Origin of the sequence: Syntrophothermus sp. (genome assembly GCF_013314835.1) — a bacterium.
GTDB lineage: Bacteria > Bacillota > Syntrophomonadia > Syntrophomonadales > Syntrophothermaceae > Syntrophothermus > Syntrophothermus lipocalidus.
This window is the reverse complement of record NZ_JABUEX010000029.1, coordinates 1-14,903: the sequence shown is the minus strand read 5'-3', so window position 1 is coordinate 14,903 and position 14,903 is coordinate 1. Positions and strand designations below refer to the sequence as shown.

Here is a 14,903-nt window from a genome sequence, read left to right as displayed (position 1 = left end):
TGTTAATCAGTGTTTATCTGTGGCCCACTTATGAGACCGAGCACAACTTTCCACGCCGGGCTCCGCATTTCCTTCATTCTGGCATCTCCCTTCTTTGCCCTTGCAAAAACGCGGTGCTGTGGTATAATAGTCGTTGCAAAAGCCGCAAATTATATCATCGACAGACGGCCGAGTGATGGAACTGGCAGACGTGCTTGACTCAAAATCAAGTGAGGTCAACCCTCGTGTGGGTTCGAATCCCACCTCGGCCACCATAGCCAAACTTGAGGGGTTTATGCACCCCTTTTTTATTTATCCTCCAGTAGGTTTCTTATAACGCTTTTGGTGTTAAACCTGTGCCCGAGGTGGTATTCGAGGTACCTTTCCAGTATCTGTTCAGCCACCCGCAAAGCTCGAGCAGACGGCTTCACCCTTTGCAAGAAAGAAACATCCTTCTGCTCCAGGTCGCGTAACAAAGCCCAAAGCTCACCATCCAATGCGAAAATAAGGTTATCCGTGCTCGCCCGATTACACCGGTCGCAGAGAACACCCCCGTCTTTGATGCTGAGAACAACCGCCTTTCCGCGACCGCAAAGTATACACTTCTGCAAACCGAGCGCATATCCTAATTCTCGGGCTAGCTTCAGTTCAAACCAGCGAACAGCCAGAGGAGAAAACGGTCCATCCTCCAGACAACGGAGAACAGTCAATGTGGCATCGAAAACCTCCGGGTGCGGGTCGGCCTCGGCCAGGCTTTTATCCAGCAGCTCCATCAAATACAGGCTGTGTAACGTTTTAACCATGTCATCCCGTACATACCCAAAAAACTCGATGATCCTTCCTTGAGTAATCAGATCCAACTCGCGCCCGCGGCTAAGGTGCAGGCATGAAAAACAAAAAGGCTGTACCGCTCCTCGCAGAGAACTGTTCGGTTTCTTAATGCCTTTGGCTACCGCCCTCAATTTTCCTTCCCGACGGGCAAAGAACGTTACTATTTTGTCGGTTTCTATGAAATCCTGATTTTTTAAAACTATAGCTTCGGTTATGTAGTATTTTGCCATTCTGCCCTCACCAGCTCGGTCGCCAGCTCGTAACCAATTCGCACATTCTCTTAAGCTTTACCAGATCCACCTCATCGATAAGCCCCCCGGTTGTACTAAAGATGAACCCGGCTCCGTTACCCACCACTTCCAATATGCCGGTCACCTCTCGAACCAAATCGGATTCCTCATGGCACAACAGGTATTGAACTTCTAAATTACCCATCAGGCACAAAGTCTCCCCAAAAACCCTTCGTACCTCCCCCAAGTCCATGCCCGAACTCGGCTCCAGAGAATGTACCCCGTCAAAGCCTGCACCAACGATATCGGGCAAGGCCTGCCAAATGTTGCCTTCCGAATGGAAGAACACCGGGGCCCCCACCCTCACCTTAATCCTCTCGATCATCCTGGCCAAAGGTCCCCACAACACCTCCCGTAAAAGCTCGGGACTTACGAAAAGCCCCTTTCGATAAGCGATGTCATCACCGATGATAATACCGTCGGCCCCAGCCTGCAGCATCTCCAATGCCGTGCCCTCCAAGCTCTGGCAGGTTTCCCCGATGACCGACACAACGTCCCCGGGGGATTTGGCCAGAACCCGGAAAAAGTCTTGCCACCCGAATAGATTCAAAGCCCTAGTAAAACCACCCTCAAAAAGCACGAAAACAAAAAAGTCGCTTTCACGGGCCCAGAACTCAACCTCACTCACTGCGCAAGACTTGCTACCTATGCTATCTCCTGTCATCTGCCTTGAAGCATCCACCACCACCAGATCCATTCCCAACTCGTCCAAAAACTCTTTTCTCAAACAAAGCCTGGCCCTATCGCCCCGAGGCTTTACCCCAAAGGCCCTCTCCACTAACCCGTCCGGAATGACCAGTTCCCCTAATGGAATCCGGTCCAGTGCCTGATGTCTTATGGAAGCCAGTACTCTTTTTCTGTGGTTCATATTATGAAATGTTCTCCTCCGTCAAAGTAACCTTTTTCGTAAACTTCACAGCATTATTATGCCATACTTAGTACCTACAGGTCACAATAACGGCCTACTTTCCCTCCCGCTCTGGTTTCACGTGACAAATTGTGCCGGGCGTTCCCCGGTTAAAGAAGAAATATATACTGGAGCATTTGCAAAAAATAATAGGCGAAGACATGCTGCCGGCGGATATGATGCTGGGAAAACTCACGAAGGAGGAGATATTGGTGAGAATCAGCGCCCCGAACAAGCTAGTCGGGAAAGTGGCCAGCATAAAGGAAAGCTCAGGCATGACAGAAGTTGTAATAGATATAGGCGACCAACCGGTAACAGCCGTAATCACGGCGGGCGCGGCCGATGCTTTGAGCCTGCGTCCTGGTGATGAAGTTTTTGCCATGTTCAACGCCACTTCGGTGATGTTGATAAAAGACACCAAGTAAGAACGGGGCTACGGTGTGTGAGCCAAGGTTGAATGAAATCCAGATACTTGAAATCGTACCGTGCTAAATATAGAATAGGGACAAAACCACGGGGAGGTTGGCAATGGCTAAGCGTTATCGCGGAGACAGCAGGCTAGCAAGGGTCGAGCCTGATCCTTCGCCAGGGCATACCCTTAAACTGAGGGTGAGCCCCGATAACGTTCACTTTCTCATGGCGATCATGGAAGGATACTCTCACTTGGCTTTTCCCGCCCAAGTCAACCCAAAAGAAGGAAAAATCATTCTTCATACCACTCCTCCCCACCGGTTTGACCTGCAAGCAATAGTCAACCACCTAGCCTTCGCGGTAGAGGTTGAATGAGGAAAAGGTTTGCCAAGCTTTCAACCAATCAAGTAAAATGATGTCAAACCGGGAGGGGATGAGAGGTGCAAAAGGGAACAGTCGTTTTTTTGGTCTTGATGATTTGTTCTGCTCTGATCATAGGGACAACCCTGGGGTTCATAAGTACTCGCGAGTACCTGGTCCCTCACCTAAGCAAGACTTACACGGACACCGGCACGGCTAAAACCAATTCGGCAGATTCCGATGAAAATCAAGCACCTTCGGTGCCTGACCCGAACGCCTCCTCGATAGCAGAAAAGGTCTCGTATTCTGCTCTATCCCGGTACGGCCAACCACAAACCGTGAATTCACTGCGTTCCAGCGACGCCTTTGCCTCGGCTAAGCTTTTGGTCCTGACTGAAAATGAAGTCAAAGAGGTCAAGGCTATGTTGCAAAATCTCGGTTACGATGCATCTAGTTTACCCGAGGCAGTGAAGCAGTTCCAAGAAAAAAACCACTTAGCGGCTACTGGTTATCTCGACACCGAGACTTTAACGTCCATTATCACCCAGGTGCTGAGACAAAAGGTGACCAAACTAAGGCCTTAAGCTAAGCTTTTTGTTAAACTCATCAAAGTCTGCGTTAATCAGCGTCTAAATAATAACGCCGTTTACCGCACTTGGGCTTGGCCGCGGTAGATTTGTCCCCTAGCCGTATCCATGGTTATGGTTTCCCCATCTTGGATGATACGGGTTGCTTCGGCGGCTCCCACGATCACAGGAATATCCAAGTTAATACCTACTATGGCTGCATGAGAAGTCAGGCCTCCCTGTTCCGTGATAATCCCCCCAGCCTTTTCAAGCAACGGCATATAGTCCTTGTCTGTTCCGACTGCCACCACTATATCTCCCGGAGCAAACGGACCCGGTTTGCCCGGATCCAGTATCACCCGCGCCTTACTGGTAACGGCCCGGCTACCTATACCCGTTCCCTTAACCAGCACCTTGCCTACTACTTGAACTCTCAGTAGATTGGTAGTCCCAGGGATTCCAGGAGTACCTGCGGTTATGACTACCAGGTCACCGGGGGAGATTAGCCCTCGCCTGACTGCGGCATCCAGGGCTGTTTCTATCATCTGGTCAGTTCCGTGGGTTTCCGGGACCGTGATCGCGTATACCCCCCATACCAAAGTTAGCTTGCGTACCACTTCGGGTGAAGGCGTAGTAGCCACGATCGGAGCCCGGGGACGGTACTTGGCCACCATTCTCGCCGTATGGCCCGATTTTGTAGCAGTAACAATGGCCGAGGCCCCCAGGTCGGTAGCGGTAGCACAGGTGGCATAACTGATGGCATCGGTCACGGTACGCCTGCCTTCGAATCGTCTTGCCGCCAGCATGTTCTCATAGGGCAAAGCCATCTCCGTCCGCCGGGCTATTCGCGCCATGGTTTCCACCGCAACTACCGGATATTTACCGGCTGCGGTCTCTGCCGACAGCATAATGGCGTCTGCCCCCTCGAATATGGCATTAGCCACGTCTGACGCTTCGGCCCGGGTGGGGCGCGGCACGTTTACCATCGATTCGAGCATCTGGGTGGCAATTATCACCGGCTTACCCTGAGCCCGGCATTTCTCGATTATAACCTTTTGCACCAGAGGTACTTCTTCGGTAGGTATTTCAACCCCCAGGTCTCCCCGGGCGACCATGACGCCATCAGCAACCTTTATTATGTCATCCAGGTTGTCCAGCCCCTCCTGGCTCTCAATCTTAGCGATTATATCGATGTCGGCTCCCTTTTCCTCTAATATGCGTCTGATATCCAAAACATCATCGGCCGTCCTTACGAACGAGGCAGCAATGAAATCCATATTCTGCTGGATGCCGAAGTTAATGTCTTCGATGTCTTTCTGGCTCAAAAAAGGCAGGTTGGTTCTCACACCCGGCAGGTTTATGCCTTTCCTTTCACCGAGTACTCCTCCCGCAACCACCTGGCAGACGATGTCGGTGTCGTTCGCCTCTAAAACAGACAGCTGGATGACGCCGTCAGCGATCAATATGCAGTCACCCGCTTTTACCTGCGAAGGTAACTCATGGTAACTTATCTGGACCTCGTTTTCGTCACCTTCGACCGGGCGGTTGGTGAGAACGAACTTTTGACCAGGACGCAGCTCTATCTTACCTTCTTTCAAGGGCCCGGTTCTGATCTCCGGCCCTTTGGTATCAAGCATCAACCCCACTTCCGCATTCAGTTCCCGCGCCACCTCACGCACCATGCGGATGCGGCGCTCATGTTCTTCATAAGTTCCGTGCGAAAAATTCAAACGGGCCACATTCATGCCGTTGGTGATCAAAGCCTTTAACCGCTCATAATCATCGGTGGAAGGTCCCAGGGTACAGATGATTTTGGTCTTCCGCAAGGCGGGTCCCCCCCTTTTACTTCGTAAGGTCCTGTCCAGACCTGTTTCTCTCAAGCTCCAAAACTAGATAGACAATATCCGAGCGATCTCGCAGATATCGAGGTCAATATCCTTCTTGCCCTCGATGACCTGAGCCAAAGGCACATCAACAATCTTCATCCCTTGGTAGCCGGTCATCATATTTCCTTTGCCTTCTACGATAAGGTCAACTGCTCGTTTACCCATGCGTGACGCCAGGTTCCTGTCCATGGCACTCGGCATACCCCCCCGTTGGGTATGCCCGAGAACTGTAACCTTTGTATCCATGCCGGTTTTGGCCTGGATTTCTCTAGCCAACGGGTAAGCGCCGCAACAGCCTTCGGCTACTACGATTATGCTGTGCAGCTTGCCTCTTTTCATCCCCTGCTTAAGCCTCTCCACGACCTGGTCCAAGTCAAATGGAACCTCAGGGATAAGTATGCTTTCGGCCCCGCCGGCCAGCCCGGCGGTCAATGCTATGTGTCCGGATTCTCGTCCCATTACCTCGACGATGAAAATGCGCTCATGGGCTGTTGCCGTGTCCCGGATTCGATTGATGGCACCCACCACCGTGTTTACCGCGGTGTCAAACCCGATGGACATGTCGCAGTAGGGGATATCGTTGTCTATGCTTCCGGGAATGGCAACGGTATTTACCCCCAGTTTCGAGAACTCATAAAGTCCTCTTATCGTGCCATTGCCGCCGATACCGATGACATCCTGAATGCCTGCATCCCTTAAAGCCTCTAAACCCCGGAGTCTCCCTTTTTCTTCCATAAACTCTTCACAACGCGAGGTTCTCAAGATAGTCCCGCCCCGGTGAATTATATCCGCTACCGACCCCAGGGTCATCTCAACGAAGTCCCCGTTTATCAGACCCTGAAAACCGCGGGTAACACCGAAAACCTGGTATCCCGCGTATATGCCCGCCCTAACCACAGCCCTCACCGCTGCGTTCATCCCCGGGGCATCGCCGCCGCTCGTCAATACCGCGATCTTCTTCATCCCATCACCTCCTTGGCCTTTCTTTGGGGCCCTTTCCGAGGTTGGATTGATTTCTTTTCCCAAACTACAGTTCTGTGGTAACCAAACCGAAACGAGTCAGTATTTCTGCCTTCCCTCTGACTTTGATGGCTGAAGTATGCTCGGTAAACTGGGCGATCATTACCTCACCCTTGTCAAGCTTTTCAGTATGGTGAAACTTGGTTTCCTTTCCCCGAGTCAGGCCGATTATAGTGACGCCGTTTTCCAAAGCCTTGATTATCACATAATCTTCCCCAACGTAATCCCTATCCATACGTTCGCCTCCTCTCATCTGAACCACACGTTTCCTCTGCCGTAGAGTGAAGATAGCTGCTGTTTCAAAGCCAAACTGGGCTGTACCCATAAGTTCTTGTCTAAACGAATAACCTTATTGGCTGAAAGCCGAAGGTATACTGGTATTTCTCCCGAGTAACCTCCCAGAATCCTGACCAATTCCGACTTCGAGTTCCCGGTGCCAGCCGCGTTCGATACCTGGATGTGCAGCTCCTTCAGTTCGTGAGAAACGGGATACACCTGGTTGACGGCAACCTCAACCGAATCATCCCGGTGGATAACCTTCCCTTCAATGACCAAAGCCGTATCCAGTTTTATCTGCCTGTAATGCTGCCGGTAAACCGCAGGAAAAACAACTGCTTCGACTTTCCCCGTGAAATCCTCGAGTACCAGACGAGCCCAAGGCTCCCCCTTTTTGCTTCGGCTCCTCTTCATAGCAGTTACCGTAGCTACGATCCGGACCACTTGGCCTTCATCGAGTTTGGAAAGTTCACTGATCTCATGTGACATCAGATATGGAATCACCTCGCGGTATTCCTCCAACGGGTTCTGAGAAACATAGAAGCCTAATACTTCTTTTTCTTTCTTCAGTTTCTCCTGTACACTGAATTCCCCTTTCGAACGGGGAACAGGATCCTGAACCACCGTGGCCGCGGCATCGTCAACAAACAGAGAAGGCTGTGCACTGTCCATAGCAGCCCTCACCTCAACAGCCAAGGCCAAACACTCGTCCAGTAGAGATAAGGCCTCCTTTCGTTTGAGTCCTAACGAGTCAAAAGCACCCGCCAGAATCAAGTTTTCCATGACCCGCTTATTCAACTGCCGCAGGTCTACCCGCAGGCAGAACTCGAGGAGAGAAGAGAATCTTCCTTCTTTACGGGCTTCGATTATGGATCTGACCGCGTTAATACCTACGTTTTTTATCGCACCCAACCCAAACCTGATCCTACCTCCGGCTACGGTAAAATTCTCAAAACTCTCGTTGATGTCCGGAGGTAAGATATCCATCCCCATGCGCTTGCATTCCTTCAAATAGTAGACCACCCGGTCCTGGTTATCGATGACGCTGGTGAGAAAGGCGCACATGTATTCAACCGGGTAGTGCGCCTTGAGATAAGCGGTCTGATAAGAGACAAGCGCGTACGCCGCCGAGTGGGATTTGTTGAACCCGTAGCCGGCAAAATGCTCCATCAATTCAAACAGGGATGATGCCGTTTCTCTGTCAATCCCGTTGCGGTAAGCTCCTTCCACGAACTTATTCCTCTGGGCTGCCAGTTCGTCCGGTTTCTTTTTCCCCATAGCCCTGCGGAGCACATCGGCTTCCCCCATGCTAAAGTCGGCGAGTTCGCTGGCAATCCTCATGACCTGTTCCTGGTAAAGAATTACCCCGTAGGTTTCGCGAAGAATCGGCTCCAGTTTAGGGTGTAGGTATTCTATCGGTTGCCGCCCGTGTTTACGGTTAACAAAGTCCTCTACCATACCGCTTCCCAAGGGTCCAGGTCGGTAGAGAGCTATAATGGCGATGAGATCCTCAAAACTGGAGGGCCGAACCTCCTGCAAAAGCCGCCTCAAACCCTCGCTTTCCAGTTGGAAGACCCCCACGGTATCGCCTTCCGACAGGAGTCTGTAGGTATCAGGATCATCTAGAGAAATATGATCGATGTCGATTTCGTAGCCACGGGTCTTTCTGATGATATCGAGGCAGCGGTCGATCACGGTCAGGGTTCTCAATCCCAGGATGTCCATCTTGAGAAGTCCTATCTCTTCCACCGTCTCCTTGGTAAACTGGGTTACTACGTGCCCGTCTACGGTCCTCTGCAGGGGTAGCACACGGCTCAGGCTTTCTCGCCCGATAACCACACCAGCGGCGTGAACCGAAGCGTGCCGTGGGAAACCTTCGAGAGCCCGGGCAGTATCCACTAGCCTTCGCACCCGAAAATCGTTCTTGTAGGCTTCTGCCAGGTCGCCCGAGACGTCAAGAGCCCGGTCCAAACTTATACCCAGTTCTGCCGGTACCATTTTGGCAATGCGGTCAACCTCGCTGTACGGGTACTCCAAAACCCTCCCTACATCACGTATGGCCGCTCGGGCTGCCATAGTACCGAATGTAATGATCTGGGCCACCCGATCGCTGCCGTACTTTTCGATAACGTAGTTTATGACCTGGTCCCGTTTCTCGAAACAAAAATCGATGTCGATATCCGGCATGGTTATTCTCTCCGGGTTTAAGAAACGTTCAAATAGCAGTCCATACTCCAGGGGATTGATGTCGGTGATGCCCAGCACATACGATACCAGGCTGCCTGCAGCCGATCCCCTTCCGGGCCCCACCCTTATTCCCCGGTTCTTAGCCCAGTGCACCAGGTCTTGTACGATGAGGAAATAACCTGCAAACCCCATCCGGTTGATGACATCCAGCTCAAGCCTCAGACGGTCTATAACTTTCGTACCGGGATGAGCAAACCTTTCCCGCAACTTCTTCCAGGCAAGGTCTTCGAGGTACGATTCGGCGGTAGCTCCTTCCGGTAAAGGGAATTCCGGCAGACAAAAACTGTCAAATCCGAAATCAACTGAACACCTTTCTGCAATGGTCACAGTGTTGGTAACCGCTTCGGGTATATGAGCGAACAAGCTGCTCATTTCTTCCCCTGACTTAAAATAAAACTCCGGACAAGGGAACCTCATCCGCGATTCGTCCGTAAGAACCTTTCCGGTCTGGATGCAGAGCAGGACATCGTGGATAAAAGCGTCGTCCCGGTTGAGGTAGTGAACGTCATTGGTCGCCACTAGGGGCACATCCAGTTCCCGGCTCAAATGACACATAGCCTCATTAACCACCCGCTGTTCGCTCAAACCGTGATCTTGGACCTCTAGGAAAAAGTTGTTCTCACCAAAAACCTCTCGAAAATAGCCGGCAACCGCCCTGGCCTCCTCATAATTGCCAGCCAGAAGCAGTTCAGGTACCTCGCCGGCGATGCACCCGGAGAGCGCTATGAGCCCTCGGCCGTGCTGCTCTAACAATTCCTTGTCCACCCGCGGTTTGTAATAGAACCCCTCCAGAAAAGCCTTGCTTACCATCTGCACCAGGTTACGGTATCCGTCCTGGTTCTCGCAGAGAAGAGTCAAATGGTACAGAGCATCATCCACCTTGGGTGTCCGGTCGAATCTGTGCCGCGGAGCAACGTATACCTCGCAACCAATAATAGGTTTAATTCCGGCTTTTCTAGCTTGTTTGTAGAAATCGATTACCCCGTAGAGAACACCGTGATCCGTTATGGCCAATGCAGGCATACCCAACTCTTTGGCCCTTTTAACCAGTGACGATACACGTACCGCCCCGTCCAAGAGACTGTATTCGGAATGGGTGTGAAGATGCACAAATCCTTGCATGGAACCACCTGTGTTTCGTTATTTTTGTGTTTCGCTTTTTTTAGTCAAATCCTTCTCAAACGGCTGTTCAGAATTCCTCCTACCCGGCCGCACTCAGCCAAAGTCAAAGCCTTCCAGCCTTCACGTTCCACTTTCTCCAGGAGACCGAGTTCCGCGAGTATCTCGAGTTTAAGCTTCTCTACCGGAGTCAGTTTTGCCTTAGCACCTGGGCCCTTACCCGTGTTCCTGTTTTTGTTCATCCCTATCTCCTCCGGTAATAGCTTTGCCCAGGAACCAGCAACCTTAATCTTGAAATGCAGCTAACGAAGTCTTGACCGCATCCATCCCCGCAACGTAATAAGCTAACCGCAGGGCCTCGCAGATCTCCATGTCCGTGGCACCGGCTCCCCGTGCCTGAGCCGCCAGTACTTTTACCCCTTCCTGAGCCCCCTTGTACGCATCCAGGGCCAAGGTAATCAGGTATTTCGTCTTAGCATCAAGGGCACCGGGAGTCATGGCCAGTTCTACAACCGCTTTTAACTGTTGATAAAACACAGGATCGATATCTCTCATTTTCTCTACAAACCAGGGTATCCTTACCTCCATGGCAAAAGCTCGCCTCCCCTTGTCACAAACATGTTGCCTTTCGAAACTATCGGCCTCAACTCACAACTGCAAAATCGTTATCCTGAAACCATTATAAAGGAAGTTTCTCCCTCTATAAACCTCGATCAGGGGGACGGTTCTGTTGTGATCACTTTTAGTGATCACAACAGAACCGTCCCCCTGTGCCGACCCCTGTGCCGAAAAATTTTTTCATTGCTTGCAGGTATTTTTTGTTATCTGTAGAAATACTTTACATGCCTAACCTGGAGAAAGGAGGTATTACCTTTGTTCAGCCACCTGATTGGCAAGCCGCTCAAACGTTATGATATTTCGGTTTTTGAAAACTACCCTCCTGAGGCCATCCTAGAGTACCACCATCATCGGGATCTAGAAATCGAATTTCAAACCTACCGCCTGCTCAAAGAAAAAGCTTCTTGTCAGGAATCAGAAAACCCGGTTGTCGCATCGTGGGTCTCGTTTTTCGACGAGGTTCTGAAAGCAAAAGAAGACCTTGAAATGAATTTGGACAACAGTTTCCTACCCGTTCTTGGTCCATACTATTACCCCAGGACTAATACCACCGTTTTCTTTACCTCCTACACGCCTGCAGCCGAATGTGTGAACGCGACAGACCTTCAGTACCTGTGTTCACTAGCCGAGCCCCCCTTGCCCAACGATAAAGTGGTCAAACACTACCAATCCATCAAGAAATTAACGTGATTAGCGGGAGGAGTCAATAATGAAGCCTAAGCCTGAACCTTTGGTCAACATTGAAATGTGCCTGCTCGCTCACCATGAATTCAAAATATTGTCAGACAAGGTGAGTTATTACAAAGCTCTCATACGGGAAAGAATGAAATTTATTCGTCACCCGGACATAACCCCTAAAGAGCCGGAGCCACCGGGAGAAAAACCGGACAAGCCTTCTCCGCCTGAACGACGTATCCTAAATTACATTCCACTGGTAACCAGGCGTAAAAAGCTGGAGTACGAAAAGGCCTGCGAAGAGTATAACCACAGGCTCAAAGAATACTACATTGCCTACAAGGAATACGAAAAGGCGTGTGACCGTTATAAAGAAGCTTTGCAAAGGTGGGAGACTGATAGAGAGGCCCTGCTCACCCAGAGCCAGGAAGACATTAAGCTGGCCAGGAAAAACCTCAAAAAAGCGAGCAGACTGCTGAAAATGTACCTGGAAGTCATTGAAAATTCCCAAATACACCCCGCATACAGGCAACCCGAAACCCTCGAGAAGTTCAAGTCCTACTTAGAAACCGGACGGGCTTCAACCGTGCAGGAATGCATAAACCTGTACGAAACTGAAATAACCTGGCAGCAACTCCGGGGGAGCCAAGAGAGGATGGAAAACCAGTTAACCGCCACCATTCACTTCATCCAAAATGACCTTACCCGGGCAACGGCGCAAGTGGCCTGTATCGAAGATGCTTCTGTAGCACCAAAACAGGGCAATAACGATAGCCCCATTCTTGCAAAATTAATCATCAGGTCGCGTGGGAAGGCTCCGCCTTCAGTCCCAGAATTCGGCGTTAACCGTATAAGCCATCCCCCTAAGAACCTCATTGCTTCCCTAAGGTATCGGGTGCTCAGGTTGCCACCCTTGTGAACACCCTTGATTTTCTTCAATCCCGGTGATAAGATTTTAGGTGTCAGTTTCACAAGGTATATATGGTCACCGGGATGTGGCTCAGCTTGGTAGAGCGCCTGGTTCGGGACCAGGAGGTCGCTGGTTCAAATCCAGTCATCCCGACCATGGAAACAAAGGACTTCAATCATAGAAGTCCTTTATTTTTTCCGTCTCAATTGCGCCTCTGGTACACACCAGCACACGATCTACCCCGCCTGTCCGTACTTGCGAAACAAATGCCAACACTGCTTCCGGGGTCTCAGCTGGGGTTAAGTCCAGAATTCGTTTACCGTAAAATCTAATCTTGAGTATAATACTCTTGCTCCTGCCGAATCAGGTTTGAGGACCGTGTAGCACCGCTGCCTGGCAGAGGCGTTACTCTTCACCGAGCCATAACTCCTGGTAGTTGTTGCTTGCCGCATCCGCCCGGTATTTGTTTTGGATATCCTGGACCTGCGGAACCAAGCTCTGAATACGTTCGCGGATATTCCGCTCTGTGGCCTCGTCTATTACCACAACTCTGTCTTCATCTAACTCGACCCCAATTTGCAGGTTACCGCTTTGAGGATCAGCGGTTACCAACAATCCTTCGTACTGTTCTTTGGCAAACTCCTTTCCCCCTAAGAACTCTCTCTTGCTTACTACCTGACCTTTTCTGGCCATTTTCCTTCCTCCTTCGGTTTATATTCATGAGGTAGTCTTTCCCGAATACAGGGCAGTGTATACTAAAGGGTCCTTAGGAGGGTCATCGCCATCCATTAAACCAGATCTGTTTGAGTTTCCTGTCTTAAGGCTGGAGTGATTGCTTTGCCACTTAAAGTACTTTTTGTAGTAATTATATAAATTTTAGGAGAACCTAGCAGGAACTGGACAGATGGTGTATAATAATTTTCGGTGTGTGCGTCTGCTGTCTCTTGCAGTAAATATCTAGAGTAAAGGCAGGATGTTTGGACATGCAGGTCGGAAAAAACGACTCTTTATCTAGAGCTATAGCTAAGATCGAAATTTTGTCGCTTTTCAGGCAATATCCACATACGAGAGACACCTTGGAAGGGCTCACTCGTCGGCTTTGGCTCGATGCGGAACCTGTAAGATCGGTCCTGGAAGACCTGGTCAGTTTGGGTATCATTACCAAGTCTGGCCATGGGCAACAATCCGTTTACCGCCTGAGAGTATCTTATTCCACTTCTGAAGAACAAGACTGCGGTTTGGCGGGGGAACACTGATGTTGGACCTGTTTAGAGTCCTCGACAACATATGCATTGGGGTCCTAGTCTACGGTGACAACTTGGAAATAAGGTACAGCAACCGGACCAGCAGCGTCTTAGCATCGAAGTTAGAAACACCGGGCCTGCTTTACGATGAAATCAAAGAGCTAGCCCGGCAAAGCCGTATTCAGTCTGCTCCTAAGACCAGGTTTCTGTTTTTCGAAACCCACAACCAATACCTCACATATGCGGTAACAGCCCAGAGCCTTGATGAAGGATATAAGGAAATAATCGTAACCGTCGCCGATGAAACCCCGGCTCATCGTTTAGAACGTACTCTCCTCAAAGCCGAAACCCTGACGGTAGTCGGACAGCTGGCTATAAACGCCCTCACCGAGATCAGAAACCCTCTTACCGCAGCTTTAGGCTTTTGTCAGTTTATCACCGAAACCGGTGACAAGTCCCTTCAGTTTGTCAGCTTTATCAGTGAAGAATTGGCTACCATCAAACACATTTTGGACGAGTTTACCCGCATTTCCACCACCTACCGTTAACCATACCCAAAAGATTGGAAAATATCGAGCAGGATTTTCTCCGCTTATGGCGAAATTATCCCGCTGTGAAATGATTCTCATGCCCTTAATTTTCCAGGCCTCTTTGGCCATTGGTTTTATGGGGGCGTTTAACTAGGAGGTGGTGATATCGATTAGCCACGGAAGCCCATTTCAGCCTAAACTTTGCAAGGAGGTTCGCTAGCACGAATGAAAAACAACGATGTTAAAGAAGTAAAAGTAGTAGGTCATGTCCAAGAATTAGTCGGTAACCCCTCTGCCCTGGGACTCCTAGGGCTTGCCATGGTTACTCTGGTTGCCTCTAGCCAAAAGCTAGGCCTTACCGGCGGGCCTACTGGAAGCGTTGCTTATGTTCTGCCCTGGGCCATATTTCTAGGAGCACTGGCCCAATTTGTAGCCGGCTTATACGACTTCAAACACAACAACACGTTCGGAGCCACCGCGTTCTGCGGTTACGGTTTCTTCTGGTTCGGAGTAGCCATGACCTGGATGATAAAGATGGGCATGTTCGGGCAAGCCGTAGCTGCCACCGGTGACATCAGGCAACTGGGGTTTGCTTTCCTCGGCTACTTCATTTTCACCGTGTATATGACCATTGGCTCCATGGGGACCAACAAGGTGCTCTTCATCATCTTCTTCCTTATCGACCTGTTGTTCCTGGGTCTCTTTATGAGCACGCTGGGTTGGGGAGGAGAAACTTGGCACAAGCTAGCAGCATGGTCCGAACTCTTGATCTCCATCTTCTCATTCTACGGTTCAGCAGCCTCTGTACTGAATACTCACTACAACCAGGCGGTATTACCGGTCGGCAAGCCCTTCGGCCCTTGGGTTAAATAGATACCGGTTAGCTTGACTTAATAAATAGCACACTAATCGAGTAGGAGGGGGCGGCTAACCCCCGTCCTCTCACACCACCGTACGTACCGTTCGGTATACGGCGGTTCATGAAACACTACAGAGTTTCCGATATGTCTCATACAAGCTGATTAGTCCTTGGT

General features: G+C 50.4%; 17 protein-coding genes and 2 tRNA genes. 10 read left to right on the top strand and 9 right to left on the bottom strand.

The genetic code is table 11. The features are described from left to right. Window positions 1-166: 166 nt before the first annotated feature. Window positions 167-254 (top strand) — tRNA-Leu (locus HPY90_RS09855). Window positions 255-287: 33 nt separating this feature from the next. Here the strand turns inward: HPY90_RS09855 and recO are convergent. After that, the gene (recO, locus tag HPY90_RS09850; protein ID WP_287194092.1) at window positions 288-1,040 is read right to left on the bottom strand and encodes a DNA repair protein RecO; all 753 of its coding nucleotides are present in this window, start codon (window positions 1,038-1,040) and stop codon (window positions 288-290) included. Between the two features lie 7 nt (window positions 1,041-1,047). Further along, complete coding sequence (locus HPY90_RS09845) at window positions 1,048-1,968, bottom strand: uroporphyrinogen decarboxylase family protein (RefSeq protein WP_287194090.1); 921 nt, start codon at window positions 1,966-1,968, stop codon at window positions 1,048-1,050. Window positions 1,969-2,099: 131 nt separating this feature from the next. On the opposite strand from HPY90_RS09845, the gene HPY90_RS09840 reads away from it, so the two are divergent. From HPY90_RS09840 to HPY90_RS09830, 3 genes are all read left to right on the top strand, one after another. Beyond that, window positions 2,100-2,432 carry a TOBE domain-containing protein gene (locus HPY90_RS09840; RefSeq protein ID WP_287194088.1) on the top strand — a complete coding sequence of 111 codons (333 nt, stop codon included), beginning with the start codon at window positions 2,100-2,102 and terminating at the stop codon, window positions 2,430-2,432. 103 nt (window positions 2,433-2,535) lie between these two features. Beyond that, window positions 2,536-2,793, top strand: a complete 258-nt coding sequence (locus tag HPY90_RS09835; RefSeq protein WP_273699305.1) for a DUF4911 domain-containing protein — start codon at window positions 2,536-2,538, stop codon at window positions 2,791-2,793. A 65-nt stretch (window positions 2,794-2,858) separates the two neighbouring features. Next, window positions 2,859-3,362 carry a peptidoglycan-binding domain-containing protein gene (locus HPY90_RS09830; protein ID WP_273699304.1) on the top strand — a complete coding sequence of 168 codons (504 nt, stop codon included), beginning with the start codon at window positions 2,859-2,861 and terminating at the stop codon, window positions 3,360-3,362. 62 nt (window positions 3,363-3,424) lie between these two features. Here the strand turns inward: HPY90_RS09830 and pyk are convergent, their stop codons facing one another. The 6 genes from pyk to HPY90_RS09800 form a co-directional block, all read right to left on the bottom strand. Then, complete coding sequence (pyk, locus tag HPY90_RS09825) at window positions 3,425-5,170, bottom strand: pyruvate kinase (RefSeq protein ID WP_287194085.1); 1,746 nt, start codon at window positions 5,168-5,170, stop codon at window positions 3,425-3,427. Window positions 5,171-5,233: 63 nt separating this feature from the next. After that, entirely contained in the window at window positions 5,234-6,193 is a 960-nt protein-coding gene (gene pfkA, locus HPY90_RS09820) for a 6-phosphofructokinase (RefSeq protein WP_287194084.1), read from the bottom strand. A 64-nt stretch (window positions 6,194-6,257) separates the two neighbouring features. Further along, complete coding sequence (gene mtrB / locus HPY90_RS09815) at window positions 6,258-6,485, bottom strand: trp RNA-binding attenuation protein MtrB (protein WP_287194083.1); 228 nt, start codon at window positions 6,483-6,485, stop codon at window positions 6,258-6,260. Between the two features lie 14 nt (window positions 6,486-6,499). Continuing rightward, window positions 6,500-9,895 carry a DNA polymerase III subunit alpha gene (locus tag HPY90_RS09810; RefSeq protein WP_287194081.1) on the bottom strand — a complete coding sequence of 1,132 codons (3,396 nt, stop codon included), beginning with the start codon at window positions 9,893-9,895 and terminating at the stop codon, window positions 6,500-6,502. 44 nt (window positions 9,896-9,939) lie between these two features. Continuing rightward, a complete protein-coding gene (locus HPY90_RS09805; protein ID WP_013175865.1) occupies window positions 9,940-10,134 on the bottom strand; it encodes an alpha/beta-type small acid-soluble spore protein in 195 nt (64 codons plus the stop codon). 43 nt (window positions 10,135-10,177) lie between these two features. Beyond that, a complete protein-coding gene (locus HPY90_RS09800; RefSeq protein ID WP_013175866.1) occupies window positions 10,178-10,480 on the bottom strand; it encodes a carboxymuconolactone decarboxylase family protein in 303 nt (100 codons plus the stop codon). A gap of 285 nt (window positions 10,481-10,765) precedes the next feature. Here HPY90_RS09800 and HPY90_RS09795 point away from each other — a divergent pair, with 285 nt between their 5' ends. From HPY90_RS09795 to HPY90_RS09785, 3 genes are all read left to right on the top strand, one after another. Beyond that, complete coding sequence (locus tag HPY90_RS09795) at window positions 10,766-11,200, top strand: hypothetical protein (RefSeq protein WP_287194077.1); 435 nt, start codon at window positions 10,766-10,768, stop codon at window positions 11,198-11,200. A gap of 19 nt (window positions 11,201-11,219) precedes the next feature. Continuing rightward, complete coding sequence (locus HPY90_RS09790; RefSeq protein WP_013175868.1) at window positions 11,220-12,104, top strand: hypothetical protein; 885 nt, start codon at window positions 11,220-11,222, stop codon at window positions 12,102-12,104. Window positions 12,105-12,174: 70 nt separating this feature from the next. Continuing rightward, window positions 12,175-12,251 (top strand) — tRNA-Pro (locus HPY90_RS09785). Between the two features lie 249 nt (window positions 12,252-12,500). Here the strand turns inward: HPY90_RS09785 and HPY90_RS09780 are convergent. Beyond that, window positions 12,501-12,788, bottom strand: a complete 288-nt coding sequence (locus HPY90_RS09780; protein WP_287194075.1) for a hypothetical protein — start codon at window positions 12,786-12,788, stop codon at window positions 12,501-12,503. A 290-nt stretch (window positions 12,789-13,078) separates the two neighbouring features. On the opposite strand from HPY90_RS09780, the gene HPY90_RS09775 reads away from it, so the two are divergent. The 3 genes from HPY90_RS09775 to HPY90_RS09765 all read left to right on the top strand — a co-directional run bounded on the left by HPY90_RS09775 (window position 13,079) and on the right by HPY90_RS09765 (window position 14,742). Continuing rightward, complete coding sequence (locus HPY90_RS09775) at window positions 13,079-13,351, top strand: hypothetical protein (RefSeq protein ID WP_013175870.1); 273 nt, start codon at window positions 13,079-13,081, stop codon at window positions 13,349-13,351. Beyond that, window positions 13,351-13,887: a hypothetical protein gene (locus HPY90_RS09770; RefSeq protein ID WP_013175871.1), complete on the top strand. Its 537-nt coding sequence runs from the start codon at window positions 13,351-13,353 to the stop codon at window positions 13,885-13,887. The genes HPY90_RS09775 and HPY90_RS09770 overlap by 1 nt, the downstream gene beginning before the upstream one ends. Before the next feature lie 207 nt (window positions 13,888-14,094). After that, the gene (locus tag HPY90_RS09765; protein ID WP_287194071.1) at window positions 14,095-14,742 is read left to right on the top strand and encodes an acetate uptake transporter; all 648 of its coding nucleotides are present in this window, start codon (window positions 14,095-14,097) and stop codon (window positions 14,740-14,742) included. The last annotated feature ends 161 nt before the right edge of the window (window positions 14,743-14,903 follow it).

What these genes read in the sequence shown, in the direction of transcription:
- HPY90_RS09810 (WP_287194081.1), bottom strand. Translation starts at nt 9,895, where the DNA reads ATGCAAGGATTTGTGCATCTTCACACCCATTCCGAATACAGTCTCTTG.
- pfkA (WP_287194084.1), bottom strand. Translation starts at nt 6,193, where the DNA reads ATGAAGAAGATCGCGGTATTGACGAGCGGCGGCGATGCCCCGGGGATG.
- HPY90_RS09770 (WP_013175871.1), top strand. Translation starts at nt 13,351, where the DNA reads ATGTTGGACCTGTTTAGAGTCCTCGACAACATATGCATTGGGGTCCTA.
- HPY90_RS09800 (WP_013175866.1), bottom strand. Translation starts at nt 10,480, where the DNA reads ATGGAGGTAAGGATACCCTGGTTTGTAGAGAAAATGAGAGATATCGAT.
- HPY90_RS09765 (WP_287194071.1), top strand. Translation starts at nt 14,095, where the DNA reads ATGAAAAACAACGATGTTAAAGAAGTAAAAGTAGTAGGTCATGTCCAA.
- HPY90_RS09805 (WP_013175865.1), bottom strand. Translation starts at nt 10,134, where the DNA reads ATGAACAAAAACAGGAACACGGGTAAGGGCCCAGGTGCTAAGGCAAAA.
- mtrB (WP_287194083.1), bottom strand. Translation starts at nt 6,485, where the DNA reads ATGGATAGGGATTACGTTGGGGAAGATTATGTGATAATCAAGGCTTTG.
- HPY90_RS09835 (WP_273699305.1), top strand. Translation starts at nt 2,536, where the DNA reads ATGGCTAAGCGTTATCGCGGAGACAGCAGGCTAGCAAGGGTCGAGCCT.
- HPY90_RS09790 (WP_013175868.1), top strand. Translation starts at nt 11,220, where the DNA reads ATGAAGCCTAAGCCTGAACCTTTGGTCAACATTGAAATGTGCCTGCTC.
- HPY90_RS09775 (WP_013175870.1), top strand. Translation starts at nt 13,079, where the DNA reads ATGCAGGTCGGAAAAAACGACTCTTTATCTAGAGCTATAGCTAAGATC.
- HPY90_RS09845 (WP_287194090.1), bottom strand. Translation starts at nt 1,968, where the DNA reads ATGAACCACAGAAAAAGAGTACTGGCTTCCATAAGACATCAGGCACTG.
- HPY90_RS09780 (WP_287194075.1), bottom strand. Translation starts at nt 12,788, where the DNA reads ATGGCCAGAAAAGGTCAGGTAGTAAGCAAGAGAGAGTTCTTAGGGGGA.
- recO (WP_287194092.1), bottom strand. Translation starts at nt 1,040, where the DNA reads ATGGCAAAATACTACATAACCGAAGCTATAGTTTTAAAAAATCAGGAT.